Raw genomic sequence first — 14,739 nt, 5'->3', positions numbered from 1 at the left:
TGCCTTGGCTCGGTCGCGCCCGGCGGTCGGCGGTAGCTCGTGCTCGTCCATCAGGCGGATGAGCTGATTGAGCTTGCTCTCCCGAGGCGTGGTGAGGAACGACTCTTCCGGGGGTTCCACGGTTACGTACGCCAGCGCCCCCGCCCGCCCATCGAACGGATCCTGGCCCGGCGCGGGGACGGTGGTCAGCTTCAGGCGCAGCTCCTCCCCGGCCTCGCCCTCCTTGGACTTCCGCCGGACGAGGATGCGCGGGTTGGTGGGGCTGCGGTCCTCCGGATCGCCGCCGAACTTGATCACGTACGCGTCGTCGGCGTCGTCCTCCTGCGAGCTGGCACCGCGAGCGTGCTTGCCCTCGTATCCCGTGTGGTGCAGAACCAGAACGCACACGCCCGTCTCGTCCTTGAGTCGCTGAAGCGCTCCGAATGCCTCCCCCAGCTCCTTGTTGCTGTTCTCCTCCATGCCAGGCGCGCAGCGGTGCAGCGTGTCGAACACGACCATGACGGCCCCGGACCGCTTGATCTTCCGTGTCAGGCGAGCCATGTCCTTGCTGCTGCGGGGGTCCAGGCCCTTGGGGGTGACGATCAGGTCCGTCACCTCCCGGCCGTCGTTGACGGCCGTCTCCCACGCCTGAAGCCGGGAGTTGAGCCCGCGCTGCCCTTCAGCAGCCACGTACACGACCGGCCCCTGTCGGTGCACCTTGTGCCCTGCCCACGTCCGTCCCGTGGCCACGGAGCAGGCCTAGGCCAGCGACACGAACGTCTTGTAGGTGCCGAACTTGCCGGATAGCCACGTAATTGACGACTGGTTGAGCATCCCCTCGATGAGCGGCTCGACCGGCGGCAGATTCTTCAACGCCTCCCGGTCCAGGAAGAACTCGTCCGCCTGGTCGTCGGCCTCCTCCATGAGCTGCTGGAGGGCTGTTGTGCGCTTAGGCGCAGGGACGCGCTCCAAGTGGTCGTCCAGGCCCGTGGAGCCCTCTCCGGGCGCCAGAGGCACCGCAACGCGGGCGACGTCGGCGCCCTGGAGAGTGAGCCAGGTCATCAGGTCGTCGGCCCCGTCGCGGACGCCTGGCTTGGTCTCGTAGTCGCCGTCCGGGACGACGTACACCTTGCGGCCCACCAGCGGAATCCAGCGCCAGTCCCGCAGCGGCCTGGACGGGGTCCCCTCGCCGCCCGGCTTGTACTGCCAGCCCCGGATGCCGTTTAGGCCGACCAGGCAGACGGGCGTGTCCTTCAAGGCCGTGACAGCGGCCAGGTGCTGCTTCGTTCCCTCCACGACGACCAGCGGCACATCCGGGTCGTTCAGCCGGTCGCGCACGAGCGGGTGAACGGTCAGGCCGTGCTTTCCGGCGTCGCACAGGTACCTGGGGCCCTCGTAGCTGTCGGGCATCCGCGAGACCAGGAACGTGGACCCGTCGGGGCGGTAGTAGGCGAACCGGAGCACTTCGTCCCGGGACTGGACCGTCCCCTTGGCGACCTCGGGTGAGATGACCGTCAGGTGCCGGCCGACGTGCTCCGGGGAGACATTCTCGAATTCACGGCCATCCACCCTTGCGACCCCGTTGAATCCATTCCGGCGGGGTATCCTCGTCGTAGACGTGGCTGGTCCCCGCGTTTCCTTCCGAGTCCTCCGGGTTGAGCCCCCGGAGGGTTTCGTTTGCGCTCATTCCGCCGCACCCCCGCCGACCGGACGCAGCAGCGTGCGCAGCTTTTCGATGTGCTCGTCGGTCAGCTCTGGTGCGCGGTCCACGATCTTCTTCACGTAGTGGTCGACCGAAAGCTGAGCGGCACGCGCCTTACGGGCGCGGTCTCGCGCGAACTCGGGGTCCAGCGGCTTACGCCGGGTGTACTGCCTGGCCACAGCGAGCCTCCAAGGATCGGCATGATCACCGGATTCCTTGGTCACCCCTGGCGGGGCTCCGAACTCCCGGGGCACCGATGGCTTACCGCTCCCGAGCTACTGCAAATGTAGCCGCTTAATTCGAAAACACCTAACCCCCAGCTCAGCAGGTGAACTCGATTTAGCTAATTCGACTTCCTGCACCTAGTGCCGGCTGATTAATGTAAATGAGGGCCCGCACCTGACATAGATCACCGGTTTGATGCGGGCCCATAACCAGCGTACTCTCATTTCGAAGCCATTCCCTCCCCTTGATCCGGGTGAATCAATGGACGAAATAAATGTCGCTGCGGCGGCCCGGCGGCTGGGCATTTCCGAGCCCGCAGCCCGCAAGATGATCACCGCCGGTCGGCTGCCCAATCGGGCCCACACCGGTCCGGCCCTGGTCGCCTCGGCCGATGTCGACCGCGTGATGCGTGAGCGGCGAGCCGAGGCCCTCCGCCGCCACCCGGACACCGAGGGCTTCGCGCGACAGGTGCGGGAGCTGCTGTGGCCCAGCGAGCGCATCGACTACGTCAGGCTCATGGACGGGCGCCGCGAGGTCGCCGACGCCAACCAGGCCCGGCACCTGTCCGCCCAGCCGCACGGCCGGGCCGTACTGCGCACCCTGACCCCCGACGCCGCAGCCATCTTCGGCTGGGCAGCGGTGGATGTCGCCGCGACTCCGGCGCGGGCCTTCACCGATATGTGCCGGTTCTGCTACGCGGACACCACCGCCCGGGTGCACGGCGGACTGCGGCCGACGGACTCCCCGGCGTACCGGGTGCTGCTGGGGTGCTCGCCGTGCCCGGCCGACCGGCAGCGCTGGGCCACCGAGGCGGAGTCCGGCCGACGGGCGATGGCCGCCCTGCGCCAGACCGATGAGTTCCGCGCCGCGCAGGCCGGAGCCGAGCAGGCCCGAGAGGCTGCCTCTGTTGCCGTCTCCCGGCTGCGGACGGCGGCCCGCGTCTACGCCGCCGTGGACCCCTCCAGCGCCCGTCTCGCGGGCGTACAGCGCGCCGGGGTCACAGCCTCGGGCGGCCTGCCCTGCGGCTGCACCCGGGACGTCTACTGCGACGCGCACGCCGCCGCGTTCGGCACCCACGACCGACGGGCGGCCCGGCAGTGAGCGCCGCGCCGGTGTGCGCGTGCATGGGTGAGGGGCGGCAGTGGCGGCCGTGCCTGTATCACTTCAGCTTCTTGTCGGCGGCCGAGCGGGCCCGCCTGATGATCCGCTTGCGTATCCGTAACCCCCGCCCAGCCCTGAGGAGTTGACCATGCCCGGTGAACTGGACAAGACGCACGCGGAGATCGCGGCGGCCGGGCGGGAGGCCCTGGCCGACGTGCAGCGGGCGGCCGACGAGACGACCGCCGCGATCATCCGCGTCATCGAGCAGCAGACGGGGATCAGCCTCCGGCCTCCGACCGCGCCGTCGGTCATGGACGCGACCCGGGAGCAGCTCCAGGCGGCCGACACCCGCGCCCAGCACGCCCTCGCCGCCACGGAGATCGTGCTCCGCCGGTGGACGTGGGGCGACGCGCAGACCCTCGGCGAGCTGATGCCCTCGCTGCCCGAGGAGGTACGGGAGATCGTGGCCGAGCACCTCGTGCGCGCCGGGCTGAGCTGATGGGCTCGGAATACGCCGTGAGCCCCCACCAGCGGCGCCGGGCCCTGCGTCACGTTCAGGCGCATCCCGGCCTCACGGCCCACGAGCTGACGGAGCTGCTGGCGGCGTACGACCGCAGCCTGTTCAGTGGGGTGCTGCGCAGCCTGCGTGAGTGCTGCCAGGTCAAGGTCGACGACGCGGGCCGCATCTGGCCCGCGTGACCCTGCCGGCTGATTTACCTAAACCGGCAGCGGAGCCGTCCGGCGGGATCGCAGAATCCCGTCATGATTGCTGCCGCTGCCGACTCGTTCACCTGGGTGGACTTGCTCAAGTTCCTGCCCGGCTGGCTTGCGTTCGTCATCACCGTCGGGACGCTCATCCGCAAGTGGTGGACCCGGCGCCATGTGCTCGCCCTCGGGCCGGATGACGACGAGCTGCGCGCCCAACTGGTTCAGCTTCGCTCATGGCTCGAAGAGGTGCCCTCCGGCACCCGCGCCGACTGGTTCCTTGGGTCGGAGCGCAAGGAGGCAGCCCGCCGCCTTCGGGACTCAGCGGCCCGCCGGAGCGACCGGAAGCTCCGCGCTGCCCTGGGGCGCGCTGCGAGCACCTGGGACGAGATTTTCGAGCTGGCACCTCCTCCGCCCCGGATGGTGTTCCGGGCATTCGGCGGTACGCACGAGTCCCGGGAGCGCGACCCCGAGAAGCGCAAGAGAGATGCGATGCGGGACGCCGCCGACCTTGATCGGTTTCAGAAGATGGCGACGCTGGCGGGTAAGGCACTCACCGAGGTCGACGCAGCTCTCGACCGGCTCAACGAGCTGGAGCGCAAGACCATCGGCCGGTCATGACGGAGCCCCGCCGGTACGCCCGGCGGGGCTCGTCGTCGGGGCGGTCAGAACGAGACGATCATCTTGAGCAGCGCGTCGTGCACCCCGGACATGATCGGCGTGGACGCGAGCAGCAGCGTCACGCAGACGAGGATCATGGCCCGGAACTTCTCGCCGCTGGCGCTCATGGACGTCACCAGGACGGCCAAGAGGATGAACAGGACAGCGGTCATGCCTCCGGTCATGCGTAGCCTCCTTCGGACCGGACGGTGCGGATGTGCCGCTTGACCGTCTCGGCGTTGGCGTCCGGCAGCGCCCGGACGATGTCGTCGGTGTCCCTCGTTCCGGACTCGAACAGGGCCCGGAACGCGTCCTTGACGGATCCGGATTGCGACGGATCCGCCTGTCCGGATCCGGATCCGCCGGACTGGGCGATCCGGATCCGGTCCGCCGTCTGCTCCCCGGCCGCCGCCAGGCGCTCGGGGGTCAGTCCGTCGGCGGCCGGGGTGATCCACTCCAGCGCGGTGACGGATCCGCCGTCGGCAAGGGCGGATTCCTCGTCGCGGATCCGCGCCCGGGTGCGGGAAAGCTCGCGCCGGACGGCGACGGTGGCCAGCTCGGCGTGCACCTCGGCCCGCTCGGCTGCGGCCCACTGGGCGGACGCCGGGTCCAGCTCGGCGCCGGTCGCCTTCATGACGACGTGCCAGAAGCCCTTCGCCACGAGGGAGACGGCGGCCCCGCGAGACCGACCCCCAGGGAGCCGCTAACGGCCCCGTGAGCGGCTATCAGCCCCCTGGGGAGGGCTGGGCACCCTAGCCCGCCTTACGCGGCGTACGGGCCCGCTCAGGGTCGTAGCGGTTGATCCACTCCAGCACCAGGCAGCCGATCCACGCCGCGTCGAACACGAACGCGATCATGTAGGCGGTCCAGGTCGGGCCGACCATGGCGAGCAGGGCGCCGATGGCCACCGTCGACCACACGACAGCCCCGAGGACGATGAACCCCGCGATTGCCGTGACCGCCGTGAGCGCCTGGGCGTCCCGGTCGGCCGGGGGCACCGGCAGCTCGACGGTGTAGGTCTCCTGCACCTGGTGGGTATTGCCGTCGATGGTCTTGGGGACGGTACGGGTGCGCTGCTCAGTCCTGGTCTTCACGGGGGGCGCCTCCTTCCAGGCGGGCCAGCAGACGCGCCTCACGTCGGCTGTCAGGTCGTCGATTTCGGGCTGCTGGGCCTGTACGTCGGCGAGGGCTGCCGAGGCCTCCTCGCGGGCCCTGGCCGCCTTCAGCAGGGCGGGGGTGTCATGCACCATGAGTGGTGTCCTCTTCTGCACGGAGGGGGATGGTGAAGCCGTCCGGGGTCTGTGCGACCAGGCCCCGGCGGCGCAGTTGTGCGAGTACGTCGTGAGCGCGGTTGCGCTCGATGCCCAGCTCCCGGGCGAGGTCAGCCGCGCCCATCGGGCCCCCAGCCACATCCAGCGCGCTGAGCGCCTGCACCTGGCGTGGGGTGAGCGCGTCCGCCGTCCGTCCGGGCGTCCGTGTGCGCGTCTGAGCTGGGATTTCCGCGCGGACGGACGGGCGGGCGGACGCCTTCGTCAGCTCGACCGGCGCAGCCTCGAACTCCGGCCGCACCACGGGCCCGGCGAGGGGCAGCGCAGCCAGCACCCGCTCCGCGAGCCACAGCGCGTAGGCGACGCGCGGGCGGCGCAGCGCCTCCCACACGAGCACCTGGCCCGGACCGCTCAGCAGATGCGGCGCCCACCCGGCGGCCACGGCGTCCTTGAAGACGACGTGCGCGGCCTCGGCCGTCTGGCCCCGGTGGGCCAGCTTGCAGCTGAACTGGTCGCGGATGGCGGTCGGCAGCACCTCGGCTTTCGGGTCCTGGACGCCGAACCAGACGTGCACCCCGAGTTCACGGCCGGTCTCCACGACCGTGATGAGCCGCTTCAGCCCGGCCTCGGAGAGCTGCCGGATTAGCCGCGTCTCGTCGAGCACCAGCGCCAGGTGCGCCGGAGACAGCTCGCGGGCGCGCAGCGGCAGTTCCCGCTCGACGAGGTCGGCGAGCCGGGTCTCGATCTCGTCCAGGTCGGTCAGGACCCGGGCCTTACCGGCGTACAGCCGCCCGGCACGCCCCACTTGCCGTCCCAGACCTCCAGCGTCCAGCGCGGGTGCCGGATCGCGTAGGCGGACAGGACGCGGAGGGTGGACGACTTGCCGGAGCCGGTCATGCCGACGGCGAGGATGTGCTGATCCGGCCGGATCCGGATGGATCCGCCGAGCAGTCCCCGCCGGGCGACGCGGACCGTCGGGCGGATCCGCTCCGGACGCCAGCGGAACAGGCGGCGGATCGCGGCCCCGGGCAGGAGCGACAGAAGCCGCTGGCTCACCGGCCGGTGCACCCGGGCCTCACCGAGGGCACGCAGCTTGACGCGCTCGCGGCGGGTGATCTGCCACGCACGCCAGCGGTGCCGCAGGTAGAGGAACAGGCCGACCGCGAGGCCGACGCCGATGAGGGTCATCACGCGGACTCGCCCCCGTCCGCCTCCAGGTAGCGGATCAGGTCGGCGGTGCGGACGCGCTGCTGGCCCAGGGCCCGCACGACGGTCACCGGAAACCGGCTCTGTGCGGCCAGCGTGAACGCGGTCGTACGGCTGATGTTGAGCGCACGGGCCGCCTGGGTCAGGGAGACGAGGGCGGGCCAGCGGCGGACCTCGTCGAGGGTTGCGGGTTCGCCCACGGGGCGCCTCCGGTCGGGTCAGGACCCGGACCAGCCCACACGCAAAAAGACCACGGACCGCGTGTTGCTGGTCCATGGTCTATGGTCGTGTTGTTGGTCCCAGAGTACGCCGGAGTACGGCTCAGTTCCGCAGAGTTCGGACGCGTACGGACCCAATGTGAGCTGGGCAGACTCCTTTAGCTAATTCAGCCGGCTGCCGGGGCTCATACGCTGAGGGTCCGCCGCGCCGAGCTGATGAGCCGCTGGGCGTCGGGGCCGTACACGGCGGACTCCCGCAGGGTGCTCCAGGTGCGCAGGTAGAGGGCGATGGAGTCGGCGTCGTCGATCCACAGCTCCGCGTGCCAGTTCTCCACCATGACGAGCCGCTCGTCATGCACCCAGAACCCGCCGACAGGCGGAATTTTCAGCGAGGCCGTGAACGGAATGACCCCGAGGGCGACGGTGTCCAGCCCGACGAGCCCGGCGAGGCGGTCGAGCTGCGCCGCGAGCACGGCAGGCGGGCAGATGAGTGAGCGCAGCGCCGCCTCCCCGATCAGGATGTTGAACCGCTTGCCCCGCCCGTAGAGCAGCTCCTGCCGCCGGAGCCGGGCGCGCACGGCCTCGTCGGTGTCGCGCGGTGAGCGCTGGAGTTCCGCATACCGGGTGAAGACGTGCCGGGCGTAGTCGGCCGTCTGGAGGATGCCCGGCACGGTCACGCTCTCGAACCCGTGGACCACGGCCGAGCGTTCGTACTCGGCGGCGATGGTCTGCTGGACGGGCTGGTGCCCGGCGGCGAGCTGGCGTCGCCACGAGCGGATGTGAGACTCGAACCCCCTCAGCCGGGCGAGGAGTTCGCTGTAGGCCTGGGGCTGGCCCGTGGCCTCGGCCCAGGCTTTGAGGTCTTCGGGGGTGGCGGTCTGCTTGCCGTTCTCCAGCTTGGAGATCTTCGGCTGAGGCCAGCCGAGCACTTCGGCGAGGCGGGTACCCGTGAGACGGCCGCCGGGCGCGGTCATCCTCAGCTCGCGCAGGCGCACCCCGAGCGCCTCGCGGGCGTGCTGGTAGTCGGTCGCCATGGGTACCCGCCGTCGGTCTAGTTGGGGGTGGCGTGGTGCCAGGCGGCATCCCGCAGCCGGGCGTACCGCACCACCTCCGCCGGTTCGGTGATCAGCTCCACGCCTGTCAGCTCGTCCGCATCGGTGAAGTCGAGCCGGGCGACGAGCCGGGAGTCAAAGATCCAGAAGTCCTCGCTGCCGAGGTGCCGCCACTCGGCCTCGCTGCGGCTAAGGGTGCGGATGTCCTCCCCGAGGGCAGCGTTGCGCTCGGCGTTGCACAGCAGGTACCGCTGCCCGGGGGTGGGCGGGTCGTCGAGCAGCCGGACACGGCTGACGGTTTTACCGGTGGCCGTCGCCTGACGGATGGTGGTGCAGTACCAGGTGCTCATGTCCCAGTCGACGCGTCCCTCGGCCTGGAACTGCGCATAGGTGGCGGTGGTCTCGTCGCTGGCGTAGCGGCGGCGGGTCTCCAGCCGCCAGGCCGTGTGCCTGAACGTCTCGAACAGCCCGTTGAAGGCGTCCAGGCCGATCATGCGGGCCTGGCGGGTGGCGTCACGGGGTGCCCAGTCGGCGAGCAACTCCCGGGGCACGACGACGGCCACCTCACCGGGGCCGAGGTGCTGGAGCTGGGCGACGTCGGCGGGGTCGGTGAGCGGCGGGCCGTGCACGATGACCTCGCCGGTGTTGAGATCCTCGTGGACGGATGGGCAGCCCGTGTCACCGCTGCCCGTGCCGTTGAAGCGGATGTTGCGCGCCATGGGGTGGTCCCTCCCTCGCTGAGCGGGTCGGTGATCAGCTTCGCTGGGGGGCTCGCGCCCCGGCTACGCCGCCGGTACAGCGGCGGACGAATCCTCGGGTATATCCCGCCGCTGATTAAGAATAATCGCGAATTCCGCCTACCGGCCTCAACTGCCCGACGGCGACGCTCGGTTCATGGTCACAACACGACAAGAACCAGACACCACGGACGCGATGACGGCAGTCGAGTCGCTGCGAGAGGCACTGACGGCGGCGGGGATCGTACTGCCCTCGCTCGGGATGGACCCGGCCTCGCCCTCGCTGAACCTGGTGAACCTGGGCCGGGTGCGGGCGGATGTCGCGCTCCGGCTGGCCGAGGCGATCCGGCGGGGGTGCGCATGAACGACTACGCGCCCGAGGTCGGGGAGCTGGTGTGGGACGAGGGCGCCCGCAAGGTCGGCCGGGTGATGGACAAGATCGGCCCCCGGTGGCAGCTGAAGCCGCCCGGCGGCGGGCGGAAGTGGGACGCGCGGGGGCCCCTGCGGCCCGCTACGGCGGCGGAGAGGCTGTCGGCGGGCGTGGCCCTGGCCAATGCCCGGAGCCGGGGTGAGAGGCCGTGAGCGCCCCCGCTACGGACCGCGCGGCCCTGTCGGCGGAGTGCACGGTGGCTCTGCGGCCGGGGTACCGAGGGCTGCACGAGGAGTGTCGCCAGACCCGGGACATCCCGCTGCCCCACGGGCGCGGGCTGCTGCTCCAGCGGCGGTGCGGGTGCGGCTGTCACGGCCGCCGGGCGTCGTCGCCTGTCGGGACTCATCCCTCAACGTGAATGCCGGCTCAGCGCGTTGAGCGGAGCCGTAGCAAATCCGGCGCCCTTCCGTTGTCAGCGGCGACTGCCACAATTCCGTGCATGAGTGATGAGCTGCCATCGCCGAACATGTCCCTCACCCTCGATGCCCCGGAGAACGCTCCCCGGGTGAGTGAGTGGCTGCTCGGCACGAGCGCCGTACTGGCGTATCACCTCGGCAAGACCGACACGGCGCGGATGATCGCCGACGTGTCGTCGGTTGAGGTCAGGCTCTGGGACACCGATTACAACCAGGAGGGCTACCGGATCGTGCTCGTGGTGGAGCCGGGCCTGTACCCTACGTACCACGACGATGTTCTGGATGAGATCGCCGGGGTGGTACGCGAGGTGCTCTGGGGCTCGGGCAAGAGCATCAGCGAACTCGTCGCCCGGCCCTCGATCCCCCGCCTCGGTCCGGACTGGCGCAGGCAGATCAAGAACGCCGACGGCCCCAAGCCCAGCAACCAGGGCCGTAAGGTCCAACTCGAACCCAGTCACCCGGTTGAGGATCAGCTCCGCTTCACCAACGAGTGGGAGCTGGACGTCTACCGGGTGCTGAGGGAACGACAGCACGCACTACCCGACAACGAGACGATCGGGATCATGCCTCTGGGGGGCATGCGGGTTCGCGGGTGGACCTTTGAGCCCGACCTGCTGATCACGTATCGCGGGTACGCCGGGGTGATCGAGATCGACGGGCCGCAGCACAAGGGCCACGCCGGACGAGACCACAGCCGCACTCGCCTGTTCCTGCACTCCGGCGTGAAGGTGGTCGACCGCCTGAACGTCGAGGAAGTGAAGAGCCGGGCCGAGGTCGAGAAGTTCGTGAGCGACTTCCTGGCGCAGCTCCAGCGGTAGACAGCACGGAGCCCCCGCCACGAGACGGGGGCCCGGTGTGCGACGAGGGTCAGTCGACCCCTTTCCAGTCGATTCGGACGGACGCAGGGTCAAGGCCACCGGCAGCCACCCCCAGCGGACGGCCACGCCGACCAGGCAACAGGGTGACCGTGGCCAGCAGCGCGAGGACCTTGCGGCGCCGCTCCAACGGGTAGGTCTCTCGCCACCAGGCAAGGGCGTCGTCCGGGTCGGCGTGCTGCCGCCGGGCCAGCTCCGGCAGGTCGGTGCTGTCGAGCGGGCCAGGCTCCGCCGCCAAGGCTGCGGCGGCAGCGGCCTCGGTGATCTCCTGCTCGATGGCGGCGATCCGCTCCCTGATCTTGCGGGACGCGGCCCGGTACTCCACGGGTTCCGCCTCGTCGTCCCCGGCAAAGGCTTCCGCCAGCGTCTCCAGCCGTGACGTCAGGGCTGCGTGACGGGCGTTCAGCTCTTCGGTGGACGGTTGTGTCGGGGTCACCGCGACGGGCGCCGAGAAGGCCGCTCGGGCGTCCTCCCGGCACAGCCGGGCAACCAGCACGCGCTCCACAAAGTCGTCCACCGGCCCGGCGGTACGGATCAGGTGCGCGCTGGAGGTGCACCGGTACTGCTGGCGCTGTCCTGCCCGGGCACCGCCGGGGCGAACCACGGCGCCACAGCCGTCCCGGCCGCACAGGTACAGGCCGGACCCCAGGTACTTGGGCTGGCGGCCTTCATCACCGGCCGAACCTGAACGCCGCGACGGGTCGTTCAATACGTTGCGCAGGGCCAACCACACGTCGTACTCAACGATCGCGTCCCATTGCGCCGGACCGGCGTCCTCGCCCTCGTGGGCCACCCGCCCGGCAATCCGGGGCGACAGCAGCACTCCCCGCAGGGTCTGAATGGTCCAGGTCTTGCCGCGCGGGGTGGGGATCTTACGCTCGTTCCAATCGCGGCAGATACCGGTCAGGGTCCGACCTGTCTCAGGATCGGCTGCGTAGGCGAGCACCGCGTTGGCAGCCTCACGGATCAGAGCGGCCTCTCCCGGGTCCACCTTCGGCACCTGGGGCGTCTGGTCCCTGGTGGCCTTGGGCCTCACAGCGCGGAAACCGAAGGTACGCGGGCCGCCGTGGTTGACCCCGGCTCGGCGGTTGGCGGCGTGCTTGTCCTTCATCCGCTCAACGGCGTGCTCGACCTCGTGCGTACTCACGCTGGCGAGGATACGAGCGACCATGCGGCCTGATGCCGTGGCGAGATCCAGCTCGCCCTGTTTGACCGGGCGGATGACGACGTGCGTGCGCTCCACAATCTCGATGAGCGGCTCAAGGTCGCGGGCCTGCCGGTACAGGCGGTCGGTGTGCCAGACAAGCACCGCGTCGGCCTCGCGCGCAGCCAGTATGTCCAGCAAAGCCGCGTAAGCGGGCCGCCGTTTGCACGGGCGCCGCTCTTGCCGATTGCAGTGCGGTCGCCGTCAGCCTTCACGTCGACCACGCGCCAGCCGAGTTCAACAGCCAGCTTTCGGCAGGCTTCTTCCTGCCGGGTGACACCCTCGGCCTTGCCGCTGGGGTCATGGGAGATGCGGGTGTAGATGACCGCCCTGAGCGGCTCCGTCCTGTTTGTGGCCATGCTTCAAAAATACGCTACAACTCGCTAGTTAGACCTGTCGGCGTTGGACGCGGACCTTCAGGCTGCCGGGGACGCCGGCCGTGGGCCGGGCTCGGCCGAGGAGGGGCAGGCCGGCTGAGACCCGCCCCCGTGCCCTATCCCGCCTCCATCTCCGGCAGCACCTGCTCCCGGTCCGCGAGTCTGCGGAGCATCTCCAGGACGCGGTCGCGGGACTCGTCCGCCGCGTCGATGGCCTCCATGCACTGCCAGTACGTGCCCTCGTCGTCCGCGGCGCAGGCGAGGCCGACCAGCGCGATGCCGACCTCGCCGAGGAGGCCGCCGAGGCACATCAGGGTGTGACGGGCGTCGCCCAACTCGGTGAGCTGGCCCGCCCGCAGCTCGCCGGGGGCCAGTTCGGGCGGGTCGAGGACGCCGCAGCCACGGCCCGCCAGTTCGGTCAACCCCAGCGCCTCACCACGCAGTTCGGGCGGGCCGGAGACGGCCAGCCGACTCCCTATGGCCTGTGCGAGAGCCTGCGCCTGCCACACCTCGGCCAGGATCTCCGGCACGTCGCCGCCCGCGGCCAGGGACCGCCTGCTCGTCACGATGAGCCGCACCGCTTCCATGCGCTGCCCCCGTCCTGTCGCGACGCGCTTGGCGCGTCCATCCGCCCGAACTCCCTTGTTCACTACCCAGAGTGAAGGGCTCTGAGACGAAAAGCCAGAGGAAGACGGAAATTAGCGGACAACAATTCGGATTCGGGCCGCATTTTGGTTACTCACTGTACAAGCGGACGACGCGACTCCTAGAGGGGGAACCTCCGCTCGTTCCGGTCGATCTTGGCGTCCAGCGCGGCCAGCGGGTCGATGCCGAGCACCTCGCACAGCTGGAGCAGATACGCGAGCACGTCGGCGACCTCGTCGGTGACGCGGTGCGCGGTGTCCGGGTCGGTCATGACGCGGGCCGACTCCTCGGGTGTCAGCCACTGGAAGATCTCGACCAGTTCGGACGCCTCCACGCTGAGCGCGGCGGCCAGGTTCTTGGGGGTGTGGTACGGCTGCCAGTTCCGCGCGGCCGCGAACTCGGCCAGCCGGCGTTGCAGTCGCGCCACGTCCAGGGGCTCGCCGTGGGGTCCGGGCTGCGGTTCGTCGCGTGGATCAGTCACGGCTCAGGTGTACCACCGTGACGCCCTCCGCCCCGCAGGCCCACGAGGCGTCGCTGACCGCGCCGACGAGCCGGATGTGCCCGCGCTCGCACATCCGGGCCGCCAGCCGCAGCAGTTCGTGCCGTTGCGCCACGTCGAGGTCCCGGTCGAAGCCGTCGGCGAGGACGGTGAGCGTCTGGAGGGCGGCGGGCACCTCTCCGGCCGGATCGACCTCCAGGACACCGGGGCCGGTGAAGAGGACCAGGGCGAGGGCCAGGTACCGCAGTTCGCCGTCGCCGAGCCGCCGCAGGTCCGTCGCGGTGCCGTCGCCCCGGTCGAGGGCGGCACTCAGGGCCCCGGCCCGGCTGCCGGTGCCGTTCGGCCGCGCACGCACGTCCGGTGCGGGTCCGGCGAGGACGTCCGCCACCGGTCCTGCGAGGACGTCCGCCACCGGCCCCGCGCAGCCGGCGCGTACCGCCGCGACGAACTGCGTGTGCCGGCGTGCGCATTCGGCGCGGGTGCGCCACAGGACGTCGGCGAGGTTTCCGCAGCCGCCGAGCAGCCGTCCGGAGCCGGCCGGAACCGGGCCGCGCATCCGGGCCGGATCGGGATCGCAGGCGAAGACGGAGCGCAGGGCGACCACCATCTGCTCGGCCGCGGCCAGCACCCTGCGCTGCCCGGGCGTCTTGCCGGCCACGCGCAGCGGCAGCAGGGCGGTGCCGAGCCGGTCGTCCGGCAGCGGGCCGCGGGTGACGGGCGTCGGTCCGGCCGTGTGCCAGGCGGCCTGCACGGCACGTTTCCCGGGGTCGCGCAGGGCGGTCTCCAGCAGGACCAGTCCGTCGGCGGTCAACCGCTCCCCCACGACGCGCAGTTCGGGCTCTGCCTGTACGGCGACGTCGAGCCGGACGGGTCCGGCCGGGCCGTCGGCCGTGCACCCGATCCGGAAGCCTCGCCGGCGCTGCGCGTCGGGCCGGGCTCGCTCCGGCACACAGGCGACGGGGTCCGGGAACACCTCACCGAGCCCGGCGCCGCCCCCGAGCCGGGCGAGCGCCTCGTACGCGCGCAGCGCGCTGGACTTGCCGCTGCCGCTGGGACCGGCGAACAGGGTGAGCGGTCCGAGCGGGAGCACGGCACGGCGGTGCGTGGTGAAGGCGGACAGCCGCAGCTCGGTGATCCGGGGGCGGCCCGGGTGCACGGCGCCGTCCGTGGGAGGGCCGGGCTGTACGAGGGGGGCGGGAGCGGGGGGCTGGGTCATATCCGGACGGTAGGGCGTCGCGGAACGCCACCGGCAGGACGAACCGTTCCGTCTGCGGGGCCTTCCTACGATCGAGCGACCCGGCCTCCGGGCGGGGACTCACACCCCCGGAATGCCGACCCCCTCCATCAGCCCGGTCACCTCGGTCCCCGCCGGAGTCAGCAGGAACACGTTGCGGTCCACCCGGTGCATACCGCTCGCCAGGCCGAAGACCACACCCGTGC

22 protein-coding genes and 1 pseudogene are annotated in these 14,739 nt (G+C 70.8%); 7 read left to right on the top strand and 16 right to left on the bottom strand.

Features of this window, described 5'->3' with window-relative positions; translation table 11 throughout:
- The 3 genes from SSQG_RS29730 to SSQG_RS29720 all read right to left on the bottom strand — a co-directional run.
- The coding region (locus SSQG_RS29730; RefSeq protein WP_276327103.1) for an AAA family ATPase at positions 1–729 on the bottom strand (729 nt) is incomplete at its 3' end.
- A gap of 9 nt (positions 730–738) precedes the next feature.
- Positions 739–1,548, bottom strand: coding sequence for a DUF3854 domain-containing protein (locus SSQG_RS29725; RefSeq protein ID WP_039933901.1), 810 nt, complete (start codon positions 1,546–1,548; stop codon positions 739–741).
- A gap of 114 nt (positions 1,549–1,662) precedes the next feature.
- Positions 1,663–1,905, bottom strand: coding sequence for a hypothetical protein (locus SSQG_RS29720; RefSeq protein ID WP_158681142.1), 243 nt, complete (start codon positions 1,903–1,905; stop codon positions 1,663–1,665).
- 262 nt (positions 1,906–2,167) lie between these two features.
- On the opposite strand from SSQG_RS29720, the gene SSQG_RS29715 reads away from it, so the two are divergent.
- The 4 genes from SSQG_RS29715 to SSQG_RS29700 all read left to right on the top strand — a co-directional run bounded on the left by SSQG_RS29715 (position 2,168) and on the right by SSQG_RS29700 (position 4,333).
- Positions 2,168–3,007, top strand: a complete 840-nt coding sequence (locus SSQG_RS29715; RefSeq protein ID WP_158681140.1) for a hypothetical protein — start codon at positions 2,168–2,170, stop codon at positions 3,005–3,007.
- A gap of 148 nt (positions 3,008–3,155) precedes the next feature.
- Positions 3,156–3,506: a hypothetical protein gene (locus SSQG_RS29710; RefSeq protein WP_003993625.1), complete on the top strand. Its 351-nt coding sequence runs from the start codon at positions 3,156–3,158 to the stop codon at positions 3,504–3,506.
- Complete coding sequence (locus tag SSQG_RS29705) at positions 3,506–3,706, top strand: hypothetical protein (RefSeq protein ID WP_003993624.1); 201 nt, start codon at positions 3,506–3,508, stop codon at positions 3,704–3,706. The genes SSQG_RS29710 and SSQG_RS29705 overlap by 1 nt, the downstream gene beginning before the upstream one ends.
- A 63-nt stretch (positions 3,707–3,769) precedes the next feature.
- A complete protein-coding gene (locus SSQG_RS29700; protein ID WP_003993623.1) occupies positions 3,770–4,333 on the top strand; it encodes a hypothetical protein in 564 nt (187 codons plus the stop codon).
- A 44-nt stretch (positions 4,334–4,377) separates the two neighbouring features.
- Here SSQG_RS29700 and SSQG_RS29695 read toward each other — a convergent pair whose 3' ends face one another.
- The 8 genes from SSQG_RS29695 to SSQG_RS29665 form a co-directional block, all read right to left on the bottom strand.
- Entirely contained in the window at positions 4,378–4,557 is a 180-nt protein-coding gene (locus SSQG_RS29695) for a hypothetical protein (protein ID WP_003993622.1), read from the bottom strand.
- Positions 4,554–5,033, bottom strand: a complete 480-nt coding sequence (locus SSQG_RS38350; protein WP_003993621.1) for a hypothetical protein — start codon at positions 5,031–5,033, stop codon at positions 4,554–4,556. The genes SSQG_RS29695 and SSQG_RS38350 overlap by 4 nt, the downstream gene beginning before the upstream one ends.
- 91 nt (positions 5,034–5,124) lie before the next feature.
- Positions 5,125–5,622, bottom strand: a complete 498-nt coding sequence (locus SSQG_RS38345) for a hypothetical protein (RefSeq protein ID WP_052310363.1) — start codon at positions 5,620–5,622, stop codon at positions 5,125–5,127.
- Entirely contained in the window at positions 5,612–6,445 is an 834-nt protein-coding gene (locus SSQG_RS29685) for a MarR family transcriptional regulator (protein ID WP_003993619.1), read from the bottom strand. The genes SSQG_RS38345 and SSQG_RS29685 overlap by 11 nt, the downstream gene beginning before the upstream one ends.
- A complete protein-coding gene (locus SSQG_RS41530; protein WP_039933896.1) occupies positions 6,400–6,828 on the bottom strand; it encodes a hypothetical protein in 429 nt (142 codons plus the stop codon). The genes SSQG_RS29685 and SSQG_RS41530 overlap by 46 nt, the downstream gene beginning before the upstream one ends.
- Positions 6,828–7,046 (bottom strand): hypothetical protein, encoded by a 219-nt coding sequence (locus tag SSQG_RS29675; protein WP_039933895.1) that lies wholly within the window; start codon positions 7,044–7,046, stop codon positions 6,828–6,830. The genes SSQG_RS41530 and SSQG_RS29675 overlap by 1 nt, the downstream gene beginning before the upstream one ends.
- 203 nt (positions 7,047–7,249) lie before the next feature.
- Positions 7,250–8,098 carry a helix-turn-helix domain-containing protein gene (locus SSQG_RS29670; RefSeq protein WP_003993617.1) on the bottom strand — a complete coding sequence of 283 codons (849 nt, stop codon included), beginning with the start codon at positions 8,096–8,098 and terminating at the stop codon, positions 7,250–7,252.
- A 17-nt stretch (positions 8,099–8,115) separates the two neighbouring features.
- Complete coding sequence (locus SSQG_RS29665) at positions 8,116–8,835, bottom strand: DUF6879 family protein (RefSeq protein ID WP_003993616.1); 720 nt, start codon at positions 8,833–8,835, stop codon at positions 8,116–8,118.
- A gap of 175 nt (positions 8,836–9,010) precedes the next feature.
- On the opposite strand from SSQG_RS29665, the gene SSQG_RS29660 reads away from it, so the two are divergent.
- From SSQG_RS29660 to SSQG_RS29650, 3 genes are all read left to right on the top strand, one after another.
- Positions 9,011–9,217: a hypothetical protein gene (locus SSQG_RS29660; protein ID WP_003993615.1), complete on the top strand. Its 207-nt coding sequence runs from the start codon at positions 9,011–9,013 to the stop codon at positions 9,215–9,217.
- On the top strand, positions 9,214–9,435 hold the full coding sequence (locus SSQG_RS29655) for a hypothetical protein (RefSeq protein ID WP_039933893.1): 222 nt from the start codon (positions 9,214–9,216) through the stop codon (positions 9,433–9,435). Before SSQG_RS29660 ends, SSQG_RS29655 begins: the two co-directional genes overlap by 4 nt.
- A 287-nt stretch (positions 9,436–9,722) precedes the next feature.
- On the top strand, positions 9,723–10,517 hold the full coding sequence (locus tag SSQG_RS29650) for a hypothetical protein (protein ID WP_003993613.1): 795 nt from the start codon (positions 9,723–9,725) through the stop codon (positions 10,515–10,517).
- A 49-nt stretch (positions 10,518–10,566) separates the two neighbouring features.
- On the opposite strand, the gene SSQG_RS29645 is transcribed toward SSQG_RS29650, so the two are convergent.
- The 5 genes and pseudogenes from SSQG_RS29645 to SSQG_RS43115 all read right to left on the bottom strand — a co-directional run.
- Entirely contained in the window at positions 10,567–11,919 is a 1,353-nt protein-coding gene (locus SSQG_RS29645; RefSeq protein ID WP_003993612.1) for a recombinase family protein, read from the bottom strand.
- Positions 11,920–12,271: 352 nt separating this feature from the next.
- Positions 12,272–12,742: a DUF6099 family protein gene (locus SSQG_RS29640; RefSeq protein ID WP_003993611.1), complete on the bottom strand. Its 471-nt coding sequence runs from the start codon at positions 12,740–12,742 to the stop codon at positions 12,272–12,274.
- Between the two features lie 179 nt (positions 12,743–12,921).
- Positions 12,922–13,281, bottom strand: a complete 360-nt coding sequence (locus SSQG_RS29635; protein WP_003993610.1) for a nucleotide pyrophosphohydrolase — start codon at positions 13,279–13,281, stop codon at positions 12,922–12,924.
- The gene (locus SSQG_RS29630; RefSeq protein ID WP_003993609.1) at positions 13,274–14,515 is read right to left on the bottom strand and encodes a hypothetical protein; all 1,242 of its coding nucleotides are present in this window, start codon (positions 14,513–14,515) and stop codon (positions 13,274–13,276) included. Before SSQG_RS29630 ends, SSQG_RS29635 begins: the two co-directional genes overlap by 8 nt.
- 99 nt (positions 14,516–14,614) lie before the next feature.
- Positions 14,615–14,739 (bottom strand): annotated as a pseudogene (locus SSQG_RS43115) (cell division protein SepF); the annotation flags it as partial.

This window comes from Streptomyces viridochromogenes DSM 40736 (assembly GCF_000158955.1).
GTDB lineage: Bacteria > Actinomycetota > Actinomycetes > Streptomycetales > Streptomycetaceae > Streptomyces > Streptomyces venetus.
This window is presented reverse-complemented; position numbering and strand designations above follow the sequence as displayed.

Bases quoted from the DNA above. Each gene is read 5' to 3' on its own strand.
- SSQG_RS29715 (WP_158681140.1), top strand. From the start codon at position 2,168: ATGGACGAAATAAATGTCGCTGCGGCGGCCCGGCGGCTGGGCATTTCC.
- SSQG_RS29710 (WP_003993625.1), top strand. From the start codon at position 3,156: ATGCCCGGTGAACTGGACAAGACGCACGCGGAGATCGCGGCGGCCGGG.
- SSQG_RS29705 (WP_003993624.1), top strand. From the start codon at position 3,506: ATGGGCTCGGAATACGCCGTGAGCCCCCACCAGCGGCGCCGGGCCCTG.
- SSQG_RS29700 (WP_003993623.1), top strand. From the start codon at position 3,770: ATGATTGCTGCCGCTGCCGACTCGTTCACCTGGGTGGACTTGCTCAAG.
- SSQG_RS29695 (WP_003993622.1), bottom strand. From the start codon at position 4,557: ATGACCGGAGGCATGACCGCTGTCCTGTTCATCCTCTTGGCCGTCCTG.
- SSQG_RS38345 (WP_052310363.1), bottom strand. From the start codon at position 5,622: ATGGTGCATGACACCCCCGCCCTGCTGAAGGCGGCCAGGGCCCGCGAG.
- SSQG_RS41530 (WP_039933896.1), bottom strand. From the start codon at position 6,828: ATGACCCTCATCGGCGTCGGCCTCGCGGTCGGCCTGTTCCTCTACCTG.
- SSQG_RS29670 (WP_003993617.1), bottom strand. From the start codon at position 8,098: ATGGCGACCGACTACCAGCACGCCCGCGAGGCGCTCGGGGTGCGCCTG.
- SSQG_RS29665 (WP_003993616.1), bottom strand. From the start codon at position 8,835: ATGGCGCGCAACATCCGCTTCAACGGCACGGGCAGCGGTGACACGGGC.
- SSQG_RS29660 (WP_003993615.1), top strand. From the start codon at position 9,011: ATGGTCACAACACGACAAGAACCAGACACCACGGACGCGATGACGGCA.
- SSQG_RS29655 (WP_039933893.1), top strand. From the start codon at position 9,214: ATGAACGACTACGCGCCCGAGGTCGGGGAGCTGGTGTGGGACGAGGGC.
- SSQG_RS29650 (WP_003993613.1), top strand. From the start codon at position 9,723: ATGAGTGATGAGCTGCCATCGCCGAACATGTCCCTCACCCTCGATGCC.
- SSQG_RS29640 (WP_003993611.1), bottom strand. From the start codon at position 12,742: ATGGAAGCGGTGCGGCTCATCGTGACGAGCAGGCGGTCCCTGGCCGCG.
- SSQG_RS29630 (WP_003993609.1), bottom strand. From the start codon at position 14,515: ATGACCCAGCCCCCCGCTCCCGCCCCCCTCGTACAGCCCGGCCCTCCC.